Annotated in this window: 17 protein-coding genes and 1 tRNA gene; 13 read left to right on the forward strand and 5 right to left on the reverse strand. The window is 60.1% G+C overall.

Annotated features, from left to right (window positions below; all coding sequences use genetic code 11):
* The 4 genes from gluQRS (at position 1) to recR (ending at position 2,844) form a co-directional block, all read left to right on the forward strand.
* The gene (gene gluQRS, locus H6866_03610) at positions 1-774 is read left to right on the forward strand and encodes a tRNA glutamyl-Q(34) synthetase GluQRS (GenBank protein ID USO08579.1); all 774 of its coding nucleotides are present in this window, start codon (positions 1-3) and stop codon (positions 772-774) included.
* Positions 775-838: 64 nt separating this feature from the next.
* Positions 839-1,531, forward strand: a complete 693-nt coding sequence (locus tag H6866_03615) for an outer membrane lipoprotein carrier protein LolA (GenBank protein USO08311.1) — start codon at positions 839-841, stop codon at positions 1,529-1,531.
* Between the two features lie 12 nt (positions 1,532-1,543).
* Positions 1,544-2,245: a hypothetical protein gene (locus H6866_03620; protein ID USO08312.1), complete on the forward strand. Its 702-nt coding sequence runs from the start codon at positions 1,544-1,546 to the stop codon at positions 2,243-2,245.
* The gene (gene recR / locus H6866_03625; protein USO08313.1) at positions 2,242-2,844 is read left to right on the forward strand and encodes a recombination protein RecR; all 603 of its coding nucleotides are present in this window, start codon (positions 2,242-2,244) and stop codon (positions 2,842-2,844) included. The genes H6866_03620 and recR overlap by 4 nt, the downstream gene beginning before the upstream one ends.
* A 2-nt stretch (positions 2,845-2,846) precedes the next feature.
* On the opposite strand, the gene H6866_03630 is transcribed toward recR, so the two are convergent.
* The 5 genes from H6866_03630 to H6866_03650 all read right to left on the reverse strand — a co-directional run bounded on the left by H6866_03630 (position 2,847) and on the right by H6866_03650 (position 8,275).
* Positions 2,847-3,107, reverse strand: coding sequence for a hypothetical protein (locus H6866_03630; protein ID USO08580.1), 261 nt, complete (start codon positions 3,105-3,107; stop codon positions 2,847-2,849).
* A gap of 194 nt (positions 3,108-3,301) precedes the next feature.
* Positions 3,302-5,467 (reverse strand): polysaccharide biosynthesis tyrosine autokinase, encoded by a 2,166-nt coding sequence (locus H6866_03635; GenBank protein ID USO08314.1) that lies wholly within the window; start codon positions 5,465-5,467, stop codon positions 3,302-3,304.
* The gene (locus H6866_03640; protein ID USO08315.1) at positions 5,464-5,847 is read right to left on the reverse strand and encodes a polysaccharide biosynthesis/export family protein; all 384 of its coding nucleotides are present in this window, start codon (positions 5,845-5,847) and stop codon (positions 5,464-5,466) included. The genes H6866_03635 and H6866_03640 overlap by 4 nt, the downstream gene beginning before the upstream one ends.
* A 242-nt stretch (positions 5,848-6,089) precedes the next feature.
* Positions 6,090-7,439 carry a TldD/PmbA family protein gene (locus H6866_03645; GenBank protein USO08316.1) on the reverse strand — a complete coding sequence of 450 codons (1,350 nt, stop codon included), beginning with the start codon at positions 7,437-7,439 and terminating at the stop codon, positions 6,090-6,092.
* A 14-nt stretch (positions 7,440-7,453) separates the two neighbouring features.
* Positions 7,454-8,275, reverse strand: a complete 822-nt coding sequence (locus H6866_03650; GenBank protein USO08317.1) for a response regulator — start codon at positions 8,273-8,275, stop codon at positions 7,454-7,456.
* A gap of 154 nt (positions 8,276-8,429) precedes the next feature.
* Between H6866_03650 and H6866_03655 the strand changes: the two genes are divergently transcribed.
* From H6866_03655 to H6866_03695, 9 genes are all read left to right on the forward strand, one after another.
* A tRNA-Leu gene (locus H6866_03655) sits at positions 8,430-8,514 on the forward strand.
* A gap of 37 nt (positions 8,515-8,551) precedes the next feature.
* Positions 8,552-9,166 (forward strand): ribonuclease D, encoded by a 615-nt coding sequence (locus H6866_03660; protein ID USO08318.1) that lies wholly within the window; start codon positions 8,552-8,554, stop codon positions 9,164-9,166.
* Positions 9,167-9,174: 8 nt separating this feature from the next.
* Positions 9,175-10,146, forward strand: coding sequence for a KpsF/GutQ family sugar-phosphate isomerase (locus tag H6866_03665; GenBank protein ID USO08319.1), 972 nt, complete (start codon positions 9,175-9,177; stop codon positions 10,144-10,146).
* 21 nt (positions 10,147-10,167) lie between these two features.
* On the forward strand, positions 10,168-10,920 hold the full coding sequence (gene lptC, locus H6866_03670; protein USO08320.1) for an LPS export ABC transporter periplasmic protein LptC: 753 nt from the start codon (positions 10,168-10,170) through the stop codon (positions 10,918-10,920).
* Entirely contained in the window at positions 10,917-11,738 is an 822-nt protein-coding gene (locus tag H6866_03675) for an ostA-like family protein (protein USO08321.1), read from the forward strand. Before lptC ends, H6866_03675 begins: the two co-directional genes overlap by 4 nt.
* Positions 11,739-11,787: 49 nt before the next feature.
* Positions 11,788-12,564 (forward strand): LPS export ABC transporter ATP-binding protein, encoded by a 777-nt coding sequence (gene lptB / locus H6866_03680; GenBank protein USO08322.1) that lies wholly within the window; start codon positions 11,788-11,790, stop codon positions 12,562-12,564.
* 32 nt (positions 12,565-12,596) lie between these two features.
* On the forward strand, positions 12,597-14,090 hold the full coding sequence (rpoN, locus tag H6866_03685; protein ID USO08323.1) for an RNA polymerase factor sigma-54: 1,494 nt from the start codon (positions 12,597-12,599) through the stop codon (positions 14,088-14,090).
* Positions 14,091-14,205: 115 nt separating this feature from the next.
* Positions 14,206-14,850, forward strand: coding sequence for a ribosome-associated translation inhibitor RaiA (gene raiA, locus H6866_03690; GenBank protein ID USO08324.1), 645 nt, complete (start codon positions 14,206-14,208; stop codon positions 14,848-14,850).
* A 167-nt stretch (positions 14,851-15,017) separates the two neighbouring features.
* The gene (locus H6866_03695) at positions 15,018-15,605 is read left to right on the forward strand and encodes a transglutaminase-like cysteine peptidase (protein ID USO08325.1); all 588 of its coding nucleotides are present in this window, start codon (positions 15,018-15,020) and stop codon (positions 15,603-15,605) included.
* Position 15,606 lies beyond the last annotated feature (1 nt).

A 15,606-nucleotide genomic window follows, 5' to 3' on the forward strand; every position in this document is an offset into this window, starting at 1 on the left:
ATCCGGCCTGTCACCCGCTTCGCGCCCTCGCCCACCGGCTATCTGCACCCCGGCCATGCCTACAGCGCGATCCTGAACGCGCACGCGGGCGCGCGTTTCCTGCTGCGGATCGAGGACATCGACAACACGCGCTGCAAACCCGAATACGAAACCGCGATTTACGAGGATCTGGCGTGGCTGGGCCTTGCGTGGGAACGGCCGGTGCGCCGCCAATCGGAACGCCTTGCGGTCTATGAGGCGCAGCTGCGCGAGTGGCACGCGCGCGGCCTTGTCTATCGCTGCTTTAAAACCCGCAAGGATATCGCGGACAGCATGGGCGCCCCACACGCGCACGCACACGCGCAGGCATTTACCGGCGCACCCGACCCGCGCGAGGACGAAAAACTGGCGCGCGGCCTGCCTTTTTCCTGGCGCCTGAACATGGCGCGCGCGATCGAAATCACGGGCGAACGCGCCGCCGCGCGTCATGGTGACGTCATTCTGGGCCGCAAGGATGTCGGCACGTCCTATCACCTCGCCTGCGTGATGGACGACGCCGATCAGGGCGTGACCCAAATCATTCGCGGCGAGGATCTGGCCGACATCGCCGATCTGCATATCCTGATTTTTCGCCTGCTGGGCCATACACCACCTGAAATCACGCATCACAAAATGATTCTGGACCCGAAAACCGGCAAGCGTTTCGCCAAGCGCGACCATTCCATCACACTGCATGCGCTGCGCAAACAGGGCTGGACGCCTGCGGATATACGCGCCTATGTCGGGTTGGACTGAAAAGGTCACGACCCGCCATTTCAGCGCCTTCCCAAGGCCGCAATGCGCGCTTATGCTGGCAACCATGAAAAAAATGATGAAAAACGTCCCGTTTTCTTTCGCCGCCGGAATTCTTGCGGTTCTGCTCGCATGGCCCGCCTGCGCGCAGGACGCCCGCCGCTCCTATCCGGAAACAGCCGCGCAGCGGCAAGTCGCGACTCAGGCTACGCAAATCGACGCCCGTGAATATGTGCGCAAGGCCGAAGACTGGCTGCGCAACCTGAAAACCGGCCGCGCCCGCTTCGTCCAGCAAGCCTATGACGGCAGCACGGCCGCCGGCACCTTTTATATCTCGCGCCCCGGCCGTTTGCGTTTTGAATACGACCCGCCAGCCAAGGATTTCGTGGTCGCGGACGGCGTGTTCATCTATTTCTACGATGCGCAGCAGCGCCAGACCTCGACCGCGCCGATCGGCACCACGCTGGCCGATTTCCTGCTGCGCAAGAAGGCAAGCCTGAGCGGTGACGTCACCGTGCGCGCCGTGCGCGAACATGACGGCGTGGTGTCGATTGCCATGGTCCAGACCAAAAACCCGGACGCGGGCCAATTGACCGTCGATTTCACCCTCGATCCGTTCATGCTCCGGTCGTGGAGTGTCGTCGACGCGCAGGGCCTGACCACCCGCATGACCTTAAGCGATCTGCAGCTCGGCGTACCCGTCCCGCCGCAATATTTCGTCTACAAGGACCCGACGGGCCGTACGCGCCTCAACAACTAGGCCGTACGCACCATGGTTTCCTCTGATACGCAACATGAACCCGGCACCATCGAAGCGAAAATCGTCGCGATCGAGGACCGGGCGGAAGATGTACGTGTCCTGGCCCTGCACCCGCAGGCGCATTTTCACTGGCGCGCGGGGCAATACGCACTGATCCACAGCGACGGTTTTGAGCCGCGCCCGTTTTCAATGGCCGCCGCCCCCTCGATGGACGGAAACATGTGTTTTCACATCCGCGACACAGGTGGTGGATTGAGCCGCCATCTCGCTAAATCCGTCAAGTGCGGCGACAGGGTATTCATCCAAGGCCCGTTCGGTGAAATGATCGCCGATCACGCAACGGCACGCCCAGTTCTGATGGTCGCGGGCGGCACAGGTATCGCGCCGATGCTGGCGCTGGCCTATGACATCGCCCGCCGCGGCCTGACCGAGGAAGGCCTGACCTTGATCTATGGCACACGCGATGCGCAAACTCTGTACTGCGCGCGCGAACTCGACCAGTTGCGCGCGACAGGTGAATTGACCCTGCATCTGGCCTCCGGCCACATCACACCTGACCGATTGATTCAGGATCTTGCCCCCGACCTTGCGAATCATGCGATTTATATCAGCGGGCCGCACGCCATGATGCCGCCGGTCTATGCCACCCTGCGTGCGCAAGGTGCAAACCCGGCCTTCATTTACACCGACATCGAAATCCCGGAACCCGCATGACCAGCCCCGACATCAACGATCTGATCCGCATACTCGCGCGCCTGCCGGGCGTTGGTCCGCGTTCGGCAAGACGTCTGGCCCTGACATTGCTGGAGGATCGCGAAGGGATGATGAAACCGTTGATGCTCCAGATGGAAAAGACATACGGCAATGTTCGGACATGCCATACGTGTGGGAATCTGGATGCCAGCGACCCCTGTATGATTTGCGCGGGACCACGCCGCAACCACGAAATCGTCTGCGTCGTGCAGGGCATCGCTGACATCTGGGCCATCGAGCGCACCCGTGCCTATGACGGCGTCTATCATGTGCTCGGTGGCGTGCTTTCCGCGATTGACGGAATCAAACCCGACGATCTGCGCATCGCCGAACTTTTGGAACGCGTGGCGGCAGGCGGAGTCGGGGAAATCGTGCTTGCGCTTTCCGCAACCGTCGACGGCCAGACCACCGCGCATTATCTGACCGATCGTTTGACGCAGATGAATGTCCGCATCACCCGGCTGGCCCATGGCATGCCTGTTGGCGGTGAACTTGACTACCTGGACGACGGCACGTTGACCACCGCGCTGCGCTCCCGCACTGCGGTTAAAAACGCCTGAAATCAGGCCTTTTCAGACACGTACACCATGCAGTCGCTGGCGTCCGCGCGCAACACGGCCAAATTTGAAAATTGCCCGATCTTGCCGCCGCCGATCGCGAAATCATAATACACGCCTGCTGGAAAAAAGTGATCGCCATTCGTCGCCGCAACACTGGCCCCGCCGAAGCGCAAATAGACATTCCCGGTCGCATAGACGGAAACCACGCGGGTATTCGCGTCAAACGTGGTGCCGTTGCGCGCGCTGGACGTGGAGGCGGCAATGGCGTGCGCGCCACCTGTGGGTTTAAGGCGCAGCGCTGGAATCGGAAACTGGTCGGAATCGAGTGGAAGTGTGGTCATGGAAAAAATCTCCTTGAAACGGGTTTCGGACATAAAAAAACCCGGGCCGCAGCAGCGGTCCGGGCAGAGTCCTCCTAGGACAATATACCTATAATACGGAATTCACATGCCGTCTGTCAAGCCGGAGCCAGAGAGCCGTCTTCGCCACCTTCCTGTCCATAGCGATAAACAACCCCTGCTGCGGAATCGCGGCAATAGGCGTCCAGATCGACTTTGTTGAGCACCAGCGACAACCCGGCATACCCCATATCGGCATAGGGCTTGAGCGCGGCAAGCACGGTATCCCGACGCGTACGGTTCCACGCAACGACATACAGCGTCTGGTCGACCATGCGCGCCAGCACGCGTGAATCCACGAAGGCCAGTGACGACGGCGCGTCAAGAATGACCAGATCGTATTGCTCGCGCAACGTTTCGATCAGCGTTTCCATCCGGCCCGATGTCAAAAGCGTAAGCGAATAGGACGGCACGGCTTTGGCCGCCAGCAGATGCACGCCCGAAGGATCCTTGCGATAGATCGCATCATCGATATCCAGCCGCTCGCCAAGGTAATCGGTCAATCCCCGTGCGTTGCCGATACGAAACGCCTTATGCACGCTAGGCCGACGCAAATCGCAATCGACCACGCACACACGCTCGCCCGCCTTGGCGGCAATCATCGCCAGCATCACGGCAAGCGACGTCTTGCCTTCGTCCGGCAGTGTCGAGGTAAACGCGATCACCCGCGCCCGCCGCCCCAGCCTGCCGCCCGCCTCGTTGTTCATCTCACTGCGCAAGCGCAGACTGATGCGCAAGCCGCGCAAGGACTCGGCAAGAATGGCGGCAGGATTTTGCATTACGCTGTGATGTACGCCATCAGGCGTACGGGCACTAGCCAACGGAACCGCAGCCAGTACGGGATATCCGGTCATCGCCTCAAGCTGGTCGGCGGTGGTGAAACCGCGCGCCAGTAAAATGCGCGAAAGCACGAACAAAAACCCACCAGCGAAGCCAACCGCGGCAAGCAGCAAAACCAGCCGCGCCCGCACTGCATTGTCGGGACGCTCCGGCACCGTTGCCATGCTGATGACCCGGATATCCGCACCCGCCAACTCGCTTTGTGCCATTTCTTCCTGATATTTCATCATAAAATCGGCATAAAGCCGGTCATTCGCCGCGATCTGGCTTTCCAGCGTCCGCGTCTGTTCCTGCAAACGGCTGTCAAAATCGATATTGTCGTCTATCGTGGCGACCTGCGATTCCAGAGCCGAAAGCTTGGCCTTCGCGGCCTCCAGATTCTGTCCGATCGCGGTGACCGCCAGTTGCGTTTCGCGCACGATCGCGCGGCGCATCCGTGTGATTTCGGCTTTCTTGGCGATGATTTTCGGATGCAGATCGCCGTAACGCTCGCTCATCTGCGCAAGCTCGTCCTCAAGCCTGCTCTCGCTTTTTTTGAGCGCGCTAATGCGCGGCGATTTCAGAACCTCGACAAGCGTCGCGGGCCCGCTGCCGCCATCCTTTTTTATTGCGCCTAATTGTGCCGACAGTGTCGCGATATCGTTTTGCGTGCGCGCGATGTCGCCATTCAAAAGCGTGATGCGCGCACCCGACAGATCGGCGCCGCCCGGCGCAAGCCGTACATGCGCAACACGAATATCGCCAAGCGCTTGCCGCGCCGAATCGCCTTCCGCCTTGATGCTTTCAAGCCGCTTGCCCATCCACGCACCGATCTGGCGCGACTGTTCGAAACGCTCGTCCACCTTGCGCTCTTGATACGATGCCAGCAGCGCGTTCGCAATCTGCGCCGCGCGCGCCGGATCCGCCGCACGCGCATCCATGTCGATGATACTTGTGCCGCCATGCACGTGGACGCTGATCATCCTCCGCAGTCGCCCCATCACGCGCGCGGCCGCCGCGCTTTCGTCACGGTCATGTCTGAATATGCGGGCAAGAAAGCCCGTGCGCGCGAACACCGGGTCGCGATATAAATTCAGCCGCCCGGCGACCTTGGAAAGCACCGGCACCGACTGCGCGATCGCAACTTCGGATTCCAGCAATCCGCCTAACAACCTGTCTTGCCGCGCCCCGTCCGCGATCATGATCTGCGCGCGTGCGTTATAAACCGGTGGCAGCGCCAGCCACAGCGCCAACCCAAGCCCCGCGCCCACAGTCATGCAAAGCAGCGGTATACGCCGCGCGCGCCAAAGCGCGTCGGCCAGCCGCAACCACGCATGCCCCGCATACGCGCCGCGCGCGCGCAAAACCGCGCCGTCACGCACCGGAACCTCGCTGAACATGCTCATGACGCCCCGCGGCTTTTAAGTTCGACCGTGACGTTTGGATTTTTAAGGTAACCGGCGCGATACGCCCCGGCGATGTCGCCGGGCAGGGATTCCAGCGTCTGTCCCGCCGCCTCCACCGCGCCGATCAACGGCATGGCGATTTCGCCATCTTCCCCGACGATGTAATCGCCGCTCAAATCGCTTTCACCGAAAACCGTGACCTTAAGCACGTCGCCCGTGACAATCACATGTGGCACGCTGGAAACGGGTTGTGGCTTGTGGAGCGCATCAACCGCCATCGGCGCGGCGGGCGCGCAGGCATGGTTACAGCATCCGGCCAGCACCAGCACGCCGAATATCATCAGATATTTTGAAACACGGTGGATAAAAATTGACATCATGTTGGAATCGAAAGGGGAAAAGCTGACCACTTATCCACAATTGTGCCGTATTCGCGAATGATTACCAAGTCCGGCATAAGAAATTTTATGCCGGAAAACCAGGGTCGTACGGCCGTACGTCATACCGATTCTCATTCATTATATGAGAATCGGTATGAGGGTTGCGACTGCAACCCGCGCGATAGCGCGAAGCCTCTCGTGGCGTCTGAACGCTTTCGTCATCGCATGATGACGAAACAATATCAGCGCGTTGCCACGGTCATGCCCATGACCAGAAGCGAAGGGGAATCGACGCCATCGCGGAATTCGAGGTCGTCCGCCGGAACCATGTTGAGAAACATGTCCTTGAGGTTTCCCGCAATGGTCATCTCGGCGACGGGATGGACAACTTTACCGCCGCGTATCCAGAATCCAGATGCACCGCGAGAATAATCCCCTGTGGAAAGCGAGATGCTCGCCCCCATCAGCTCGGTCACCAAAAACCCCTCGTCGATACCCGCGATCATGTCGTCACGCGTGACGGTACCCGCCGCGATCCAAAGATTGGACGGGTTTGGTCCCGGCGGTGACGAAAGCCCGCGCGAAGCATGACCGCTCGGCGTAAGACCAAGCCGCCCCGCCGAACGCAAATCGAGGTATAGCCCGTTCAACACCCCGTTTTCGACCATCGCCCGCCGCGCGACCGGCAAGCTTTCCGCGTCGAACGGCACCGACCGCAGGCCGCGCGGCTTAAGCGGGTCGTCAATCACCGTGATCGCGGATGCGCACACTGCCGTACCGATACGTTCCTGCCAGAAACTTGTACCTTTGGCCTGGCGCGGCCCGGAAATCGCGCGTGAAAGCGTCCGCAAAAGCGATGCCGCGATCCGTCGATCGAACACCACCGGAAACGCACCAGTTTTTCCCGGTCTGGCACCCAGCCGCGCCAGTGTACGTGTGGCGGCGCGTAAGCCCACCGATTCTGGTTTTTCAAGATCCGTGGCATAGGTGGCCTGAGCCGAGGCATGATCGGTTTCCATCCCGTCGCCCTTGCCAGCGATCACGCCCAACGAAACATGCGTGCCGCCATGCGCATAACCGCCGCTGAAACCCGTACTGGTCGAAAGCCCGATCCAATGCACGGATTGTCCGGCCCCGGCACCATCGGAATTGGTGATGCCAGACTGTGCCAGCGCCGCATCCTCGGCTGCGCGCGCAAGATCGCCAAGCTGCGCGACCGAAAGTGCGGGCGCGGCATCGTACAGGTCTGGAATAATCCATCCGCGCGCCATTTCCGCAGGTTCCGCCAGTCGCGTGAAAGGATCTTCCGGTACCGCGCCGCACATCGCGCTCACCTGCTCGGCCAGCCGTTGCAGGCCTTCAGGGCTGGTGTCCGCGCTCGACCCATAGGCCTGCCGTTTGCCCTTGAACACGCGCAAACCAACGCCGAAACTTTCGGCCCGCGCTGCATCCTCAAGCGCACCTTTGCGCACGCTGACATCCAGCGTCTGCGCGCGCATGGCCACGACGTCCGCCGCTTCGGCCCCTGCCGCGCGGGCAAGACGCAAAAGCTGTTCGCGAATGCCGCGATCCGGGTCTGGCTCGTAAGACATCAGCATGAAATGTGTCAGGAATCGCGTCCGACAATATGCTCGATCGGCGTTTCGCCCGAAGGAACGGAAAGAAGCGAAATCTTTAGAATCGCGCGCGTCGGCGTGGTCGAGATCAGGTCGTGATTCTCTTTAAGCGACTCGGCAAAACGGTTGGCGGCCAGAAATGGCTCGTCCTCGCGCGATGGCCGTGACAGCAAAAGGCAAAATTGCGCGGACCTGATATGCCCGGCGATATCAGACGTACGGCGCGTACGGCTAATTGTCTTGCGCAGATTGCCGGCGACTTCCGCCGCGGCCTCAGCCCCATCCTTGGCGGCGATCTGGTCGAGATTTTCAACCTCGATGAAAATAAAGAATGATTCCTCGCCGTGCCGGTCTGCACGGTCAAGAGAGGTGATCCAGAGCTGGTTGAACGCGGATTTCGCGATGATCCCGTTTTTGGAGGGGAAATCCTCCGACTCGTCGGCCATCAACCGTGAGATTTTGGAAATCGAGGCCGCATCGCGCGCGGCCTTGAGCGCTTTCGCATCGTCGATCGGCTTTTGCAGTATGGCATTTCCGCCCGCCGCCAGCGCCTGAGCCCGGGTAAGATTGTGCGTAATCAGCACGAACGGCGGAAACGCCCCGGTGCTGCGCCGCACGCCGACGATGAAAGAGCGCATTTCGTTCTGCGGTACGGGGTCATAAAAAATAACGTCGAAATCTTCCTTGCGGATCAGTTCGATGGCGCTGTTCTTGATCGGCTCCACCGCAACGCGGTTGCGCCCCTCGTCTTCCAGTAGACCGCGCAGGTGCTCGCAGGAATCACGGTCACGGTCGATAATCAGGATGTTCATGGTGCGGGCATCCGGCAGGAAAGGGTTGTTTCGGCCACGGCAGGACCGGCAATCCCGCTATTCTATCAGCCAATTGACAGGCCTGACAATGCAGGTTAAGGAAAGGGCGCATTTTTTAACGGACGGTTTGGTAAGTAAGCCGACCAAATAGAATGCCCAGATGGCGGAATTGGTAGACGCGCAGGTTTCAGGTACCTGTGCCGCGAGGCGTGGAGGTTCGAGTCCTCTTCTGGGCACCATACTTCAAGGCCACCCGAATACGATTGGAAACATCCCATGGCCATTCATCTGCATCACGGCGACCTGCCCGACGGATTATCCTTCGGCCCCGCGATCGCGGTGGACACCGAAACCTTGGGCCTGAAGCCAAAACGCGACCGGCTGTGCCTGGTTCAGATCTCGGGCGGTGACGGTGACGCGCATCTGGTCAAGCTAGGCCCCGACGATTACGAGGATGCAAAAAACCTCAAGGCCGTACTGGCAAGCCCGCGCCTGCTCAAAATCTTTCATTTCGCCCGCTTCGACATCGCGGTGATACAACATTATCTGGGCGTGCGCACCACGCCCGTCTATTGCACCAAACTAGCGGCTAAACTGACCCGCACCTATACCGAGCGCAACGGCCTTAAGGAGCTGCTACGCGACCTTTTGCAGGTTGAAATCAGCAAGCAGCAACAGACTTCGGACTGGGGTGCGGACACGCTTTCCGACGAACAGTTGCAATACGCCGCCAACGACGTCCTGCACCTCCACGCGCTTAAAGAAAAACTCGACGTGCTTTTAAAGCGCGAGGAACGCGACCGTCTGGCGCAGGAATGTTTCGACTTCCTGCCCACCCGCGCCGAGCTTGATCTTCTTGAATGGGAAGATCCGGATATTTTCGCGCATTGATACCCCCGATGAAAGACGCCCTCGATACCGCCCGCGCCGCCATCCTCGCCGAACGCGACGGGTTGGGTGCGTTGGCGGATGCGCTTGACCGACGTTTTGTGCACGCGATCGAAACACTGGAAAAGGCGCTCAAAACAGGCGGTCGCGTCATCATCACCGGCATGGGAAAATCCGGCCACATCGCGCGCAAGATCGCCGCGACCATGGCATCGACCGGCAGCCCGGCGCAATACGTCCACCCCGCCGAGGCCAGCCACGGCGATCTGGGCATGATCACCGAACGCGATGCGGTGATCGCGATTTCCAATTCCGGCGAAGCGCCTGAGCTTTCCGACATCATCGCCTATACCCGCCGTTTCGGTATTCCGTTGATCGGCATAAGCGCGAAACCGGCATCGACTCTGGCCCAGCATTCCGACGTTGTGCTGGCCCTGCCCGACATGCCCGAGGCCTGCCCCAACGGTCTGGCCCCGACCACTTCGACCACCACCGCTATGGCGCTGGGCGACGCGCTGGCGGTCACGCTTTTTGAACGTCGCGGCCTGACTCCGGAACAGTATCGCGTCTTTCATCCCGGCGGAAAGCTGGGCCAACGCCTGAAAAAGGTTTCGGACCTGATGGACCCGCTGGCCGATCTTCCGGTCATTGCCGCCGCCACCACAATGGACAGGGCGTTATTGGTGATGACGGAAAAGAATCTAGGTTGCGTCATCGTCGAGGACGAAAAAGGCACGGTCGCAGGCATCATCACCGACGGCGACCTGAAACGGCATATGTCACCGACGCTGCTCACCCAAACCGCGGGCGCGGTGATGACGGCCAACCCGAAATCCATCGCCCCCGACGCGCTGGCGGCCGAGGCGGTGGACATGATGCTCAGGACCTTCAAAACCCCAATCACCAGCCTTTTGGTGATGAAGGATGGCCGCCTTGCGGGCCTGATCCGCCTTCAGACCTGCTTGCAGGCTGGCGTTCTGTGACCGCCGCGATATAACAGGGTTATGGCCGAATCCACCGAAAAAGGACCACAAAGCGATGCCCCCCCGCCCATACGGCTGGAGGCACTGACCGATCGCCGCCGCAATATTCGCTTTGCCCCGGCCGAACGCGCCTATTCGCGCTTTGTCCACCATTTGCGCCGCATCCTCCCGATGACAGCATTGGGCATCCTGGGCGTTGTCATGATCTGGCCCAAAATCGAAACCGAATTGGCACAGCGCCGCTTCGCGCCCTCCAGACTGGACAAGGCCGCGCTGGAAAAGGCCGCATCCGAAAACCGGCTGATCGGGGCGGATTTTTCGGCCCTCGACTCCAATGGTCGCCCGTTTAGCATTATTGCGAAACAGGCGATTCAAAAGAACGACGACCCGGATACAGTGATTCTGGAAGACCCGCGCGGTACGTTGCGCCTAAACGCGGATACCACCCTCTCCGCACAGGCGAAACAGGGTCTGTACGCGCAGGAAAGTCGGCACCTGACCCTTGAATCCGATGTCGTGCTGACCCGTTCCGACGGCACGACTATGACCACGCAAGAGCTTTTCGTGGATCTGATGACCAATGATTCCCACACAAACATGCCGGTTGCGATCGACGGGCCGCAAGGCCACCTGACCGCGCAGGGTATGGATATGACCGATGGCGGTGCGGTGACGATCTTTGCCGGCCCGGCGAAACTGATTTTATATTCCACTGGCGACACGCCAAACCCGGCGCCAAGCCAGACCGCCACTGAACCGAAAGGCAAGCCATGACCGTGATGCCGTTCCGTATTGCCTTGATCGTGCTGACCCTGCTGTACGCAGGCGCGGCGGGCGCGCAGGATTTCAAGCCCTCGAAGGAACCGATCGAGGTGACGGCGAAAAAATCGCTGGAATGGAACCGCAACAAGAAACTTTATATCGCACGCGGGCTTGCGGTCGCGAAACAGGGTACGAGCGAACTGCACGGCGACACGCTGACCGCGAAATACGTCGATGGCAAGACCGGCAAGGGATCGACCATTACCCGTATCGACGCGGCGGGCAATGTCACCGTCGTCTCCGACGGCTCCACCGCCACCGGCGATCAGGGCTATTACGACGTCGCGAGCGGCTATGCCGAATTGACCGGCAGCAATCTGAAACTGACCTCGAACGGCGGCGATACCGTTACCGCCCGCGACAAACTCACCTATGAAGCCGGCGCAAACCAGGCGAATGCGTACGGCAACGCGCGTGCCACCCGCGGCAGCGACGTCATCACCGCCGACCGTCTGATCGGCCGCTTTGAAAAAGCCTCGGACGGCACCTCGAAAATGAAGGAGATGGAGGCCATAGGCAACGTCGTTATCACCACGCCGACCGATGTACTGCATGGCGATCGTGGCATCTATTACGCCGCCAGCAACACTGCGACCGTGACCGGGCACGTACGCATCGACCGCGGCCCGAACGTGATTACCGGCGCACGCGGCGAAATCGACATGAACACCAATATTTCCAAAATATTCGGCGGCCCGGCTACGACCGGAACTGGCGCAACCAGCGACGATGGCCGCGTACGCGGGGTATTTTACCCCGACTCGCAATGAACCGCATGAAAGTTGACGGATTTCGGGTCCTGATCTATCCCTTAAGGCGATGAACGCAAGCGCGAACACACAAGCGAAAAACAAGGCGCGTCTGCGCCCGGTCGAACCCGGCCTGTCCGCCCTGCATATCGCCAAGTCATACAAGAAGCGCCCGGTGCTGCGCGACGTGTCCGTGCGCGTTGAACGCGGCGAATCGGTCGCGCTGCTTGGTCCTAACGGCGCGGGCAAGACAACGCTGTTCTACATCATGACCGGGCTGATCCACGCCGATGGGGGCAACATCCTGATCGACGGACAGGACATCACCCGCCTGCCGATGTACCGCCGCGCCCGTTTGGGCATCGGTTATCTGCCGCAGGAAGCCTCGATCTTTCGCGGCCTCGACGTCGAAGACAATATCCGCGCGGTCCTTCAGGGCGGCGACCTGAGCGACGCCGACCAAAACCGCTTTCTTGAAGAATTGCTGGAGGAATTTTCGATCGCGCATTTGCGGCACACCCCCTCGGTCGCCCTCTCCGGCGGCGAGCGGCGGCGGCTGGAAATCGCGCGCGCGCTGGCCTGCCGCCCGAAATTCATGCTGCTTGACGAACCGCTGGCGGGCATCGATCCGATCGCGGTGGGCGACATCCGTATGCTGATCGCCTATCTCAAGACACGCGGGATCGGCGTACTGATCACCGACCACAACGTGCGCGAGGCGCTGGATATCGTCGACCGCGCCTATATCCTGCACGATGGCCAGGTACTGACCGAAGGCAGCCCGCACGAAATTGTCGCGCATGACGAGGTCAAGCGCGTCTATCTGGGTGAAAAATTCTCGCTCTGATTCCGGGCCGTGCGGTGCTATCCTTGCGCCGCATGGCCGATTTCAAGCCCAAGATCACGCTGGAACTGAAAAACGCGCAGGCGCTCGTCATGACGCCGCAACTGCGCGAGGCGATTTCGCTGCTTCAGCTCAATAATATCGAGCTTGCCGGTTATCTTGAAAACGAACTGGCCGAAAACCCTTTCCTTGAAAAAGACGAAAAATCCCCGGATGGCGAGGATGGCGGTTCAGACGACGTCGCACCGGAATCCGCACCCGAAGGCGGCGAAAGCGACCCGATGGATGAAGCCTTCGCCGGCGAAGGCTTCGACACCGGATCCGACTGGGCGAATGTCGGCAAGGGCGGCAGCGTCAGTTTCGATGAAAACGACGAAAGCTTCACCGACCGCGTCTCGGAAAAAAAGACCCTGCGCGCGCATCTGATCGAACAACTGACGATCATGGCCGACCAGCCGGCGGATCGTATGATCGGCACGCTTTTGATCGACCGTCTGGATGAAGCCGGCTATCTGCGCGAGGACATCGAAATTCTGGCCCAGCAACTGGGTTGCCCGAAGGCGCGGATCGACGCGCTGCTCAAGCGCATGAAGGCCTTCGATCCGTCCGGGGTGTTCGCGCACGATCTTTCCGAATGTCTGGCCCTGCAACTGGCCGAACGCGACCGCCTCGACCCCGCGATGCAGGCCTGCCTTGCCAATCTGCAGAAAGTGGCGGACGGCGATCTCAAGGGACTGGCCCGTATCTGTGGGGTGGAGGTCGAGGACGTGGCCGACATGATTCGCGAGATTCGCGAACTCAACCCAAAGCCTTCCGCCAGCTTCGATCACAGCATAGCCCAAACCGCCCTGCCAGACGTGGTGATGCGCCCGATCCCGAAACACCTGGGCGGCGGCTGGAAAGTCGAACTCAACCACGACACGCTGCCGCGCGTGCTGGTCAACCGTGAATACGCGAACATCGTGATGAACGCGCATGTGGGACAGGCCGACCGGCTCAAACACATGGACAAACAGGACAAGACCTATCTGAACGACCGGCTGGCCTCGGCCAACTGGCTGGTCCGCGCGCTGGACCAGCGCGCGCAGACGATCCTCAAGGTCGCCTCGGAAATCATCGAACGGCAGGACGGGTTTTTCCTGTTCGGCGTCGAATTCCTCAAACCCTTGACCCTGCGCGACATCGCCGAAACGGTGGGCGTCCACGAAAGCACGGTCAGCCGCGTCACCATGAACAAATTCATCGGCACGCCGCGCGGGCTTTTTGAACTCAAATATTTTTTCGATTCCGGCGTCGGCGCCGCGGGCGGCACCGAACTGGCGGCCGAGGCCATCAAGGCCAAGATCAAGACCATGATCGACGCGGAAACGCTGGATACCGTGCTGTCTGACGATGACATCGCCGAAAAACTCAAGGCCGAAGGAATCGACATCGCCCGCCGCACGGTCGCGAAATACCGCGAGGCGGTAGGCATCGGCGCGTCGTCCGAACGCCGCCGCCGCCTGAAAAACAAGTCCGCCCTCGGCTAAGTTAAAATCTTCTTAAAGAATAAAGACCAGACTTGAAATAAGGGGGCTTCAGGCCCATGTCTAAACCGGCTATATTGCCCCTTGTCCCATAAACAAAAATTCAGGAGTGCAATCCATGAATCTGTCCGTCAAAGGCCAACACGTGGATGTCGGCGAAGCTTTACGCGCCCATATCGAAGAAAAGATGGAAAATCTGAAATCCAAGTATTTCAACCGCGTCACGACCGCGACCGTCTTTTTCAGCCGCGAAGGGCACTATCTTTTCCGCTCTGCCGTAACTTTCCATGTCGGTCACGACATCAAGGTGCAGGCGACATCGGAAAATGCCGATGCCTATGCCGCCTTCGATGACGCGCTTGAACGCGTGGGCAAGCAGTTGCGCCGTTACAAGACGCGCCTGCGCGACCACCATGAGCGGCTGGAAAAGACACCGGAAAGCGCCTATCTGCAAGCGCGCGACTACACCCTCCAAACCGACGAGGCGGATCTGGAGGAAAACGAACAAACCGCCCAGATGAACGAGCCGCAACAGCTATCGGGCAGCGAAGACCACGTAATCATCGCCGAAACCACGACCCAGATTCCCGCGCTCAGCGTTTCCGAGGCGGTGATGCGCATGGATCTGGCCGATCAGGATTTCATGCTGTTCAAGAACGCCAAATCCGGTGGGCTGAACGTTGTCTACCGCAGACCCGACGGGCATATCGGTTGGGTCGACCCCTCGATGACCGAAGGGGCCTCTTCGACCCGCGCCGCCTGAACCGGCCTGAACCCAACACGGACAGCGGAATGGTTTCCATTCCGCTGTTTTTTTTACCCGCTAAAAGCCCTGATTTGAATTATGGAATGGACAAATGCCATAACATAAATTAAAGAATACCAATGTTCTGGAAACATCAATTCAGGCACATACTTGTATCACTGGGCATGCTGGCATCACTTGTGCCGTATAGCGTCACGCATGCCATGCAGCCAACCGACCCATGGGACCGCCCCGTAGGCATGATCCCCATGGGCGCCAGCGTAAGCGCGCCCGCTGGCTTTCTCGATTTCTGCCGCCGCCACCCCGAGGATTGCCTGCCCGCCGCGCCATCCTATGCCCGCCCGCAACTGACCACGCGGCGGATGCGCGAACTCAACGACGTCAACCGCGAGGTCAACGAGGACATTTTCTTTAACTCCGACCTCGTCGATCACTGGGATTATCCGCAAGACAATATCGGTGATTGCGAGGACATCGTGATCGAAAAGCGCCGCCGCCTGATGGACCTGGGTTGGCCTGAGGAATCACTGCTGATAACGATCGTGCGTCTGAAACAGGCCGACTTCGCCGACCGCACGACCCACGCCGTATTGACCGCACGCACCGCGCAAGGCGATTATATCCTCGACAACGAAATGCGCTTTGCTGTGCCGTGGACGCGCGCAGCCGAACTCTTTGATTATGTGATGATTCAAAGCGAACAGAATCCAAAGCGCTGGGCGCTGGTTGATTCCGCGCCGCGCACGCCCTAAA

It is taken from the genome of Rhodospirillales bacterium (assembly GCA_023898805.1).
GTDB lineage: Bacteria > Pseudomonadota > Alphaproteobacteria > Micavibrionales > UBA1664 > UBA6145.

What these genes read in the sequence shown, in the direction of transcription:
- recR (USO08313.1), top strand. Translation starts at nt 2,242, where the DNA reads ATGACCAGCCCCGACATCAACGATCTGATCCGCATACTCGCGCGCCTG.
- lptB (USO08322.1), top strand. Translation starts at nt 11,788, where the DNA reads ATGAACGCAAGCGCGAACACACAAGCGAAAAACAAGGCGCGTCTGCGC.
- H6866_03650 (USO08317.1), bottom strand. Translation starts at nt 8,275, where the DNA reads ATGAACATCCTGATTATCGACCGTGACCGTGATTCCTGCGAGCACCTG.
- lptC (USO08320.1), top strand. Translation starts at nt 10,168, where the DNA reads ATGGCCGAATCCACCGAAAAAGGACCACAAAGCGATGCCCCCCCGCCC.
- raiA (USO08324.1), top strand. Translation starts at nt 14,206, where the DNA reads ATGAATCTGTCCGTCAAAGGCCAACACGTGGATGTCGGCGAAGCTTTA.
- H6866_03665 (USO08319.1), top strand. Translation starts at nt 9,175, where the DNA reads ATGAAAGACGCCCTCGATACCGCCCGCGCCGCCATCCTCGCCGAACGC.
- H6866_03675 (USO08321.1), top strand. Translation starts at nt 10,917, where the DNA reads ATGACCGTGATGCCGTTCCGTATTGCCTTGATCGTGCTGACCCTGCTG.
- H6866_03640 (USO08315.1), bottom strand. Translation starts at nt 5,847, where the DNA reads ATGATGTCAATTTTTATCCACCGTGTTTCAAAATATCTGATGATATTC.
- rpoN (USO08323.1), top strand. Translation starts at nt 12,597, where the DNA reads ATGGCCGATTTCAAGCCCAAGATCACGCTGGAACTGAAAAACGCGCAG.
- H6866_03695 (USO08325.1), top strand. Translation starts at nt 15,018, where the DNA reads ATGCTGGCATCACTTGTGCCGTATAGCGTCACGCATGCCATGCAGCCA.
- H6866_03620 (USO08312.1), top strand. Translation starts at nt 1,544, where the DNA reads ATGGTTTCCTCTGATACGCAACATGAACCCGGCACCATCGAAGCGAAA.
- H6866_03645 (USO08316.1), bottom strand. Translation starts at nt 7,439, where the DNA reads ATGTCTTACGAGCCAGACCCGGATCGCGGCATTCGCGAACAGCTTTTG.
- H6866_03635 (USO08314.1), bottom strand. Translation starts at nt 5,467, where the DNA reads ATGAGCATGTTCAGCGAGGTTCCGGTGCGTGACGGCGCGGTTTTGCGC.
- H6866_03660 (USO08318.1), top strand. Translation starts at nt 8,552, where the DNA reads ATGGCCATTCATCTGCATCACGGCGACCTGCCCGACGGATTATCCTTC.
- H6866_03615 (USO08311.1), top strand. Translation starts at nt 839, where the DNA reads ATGAAAAAAATGATGAAAAACGTCCCGTTTTCTTTCGCCGCCGGAATT.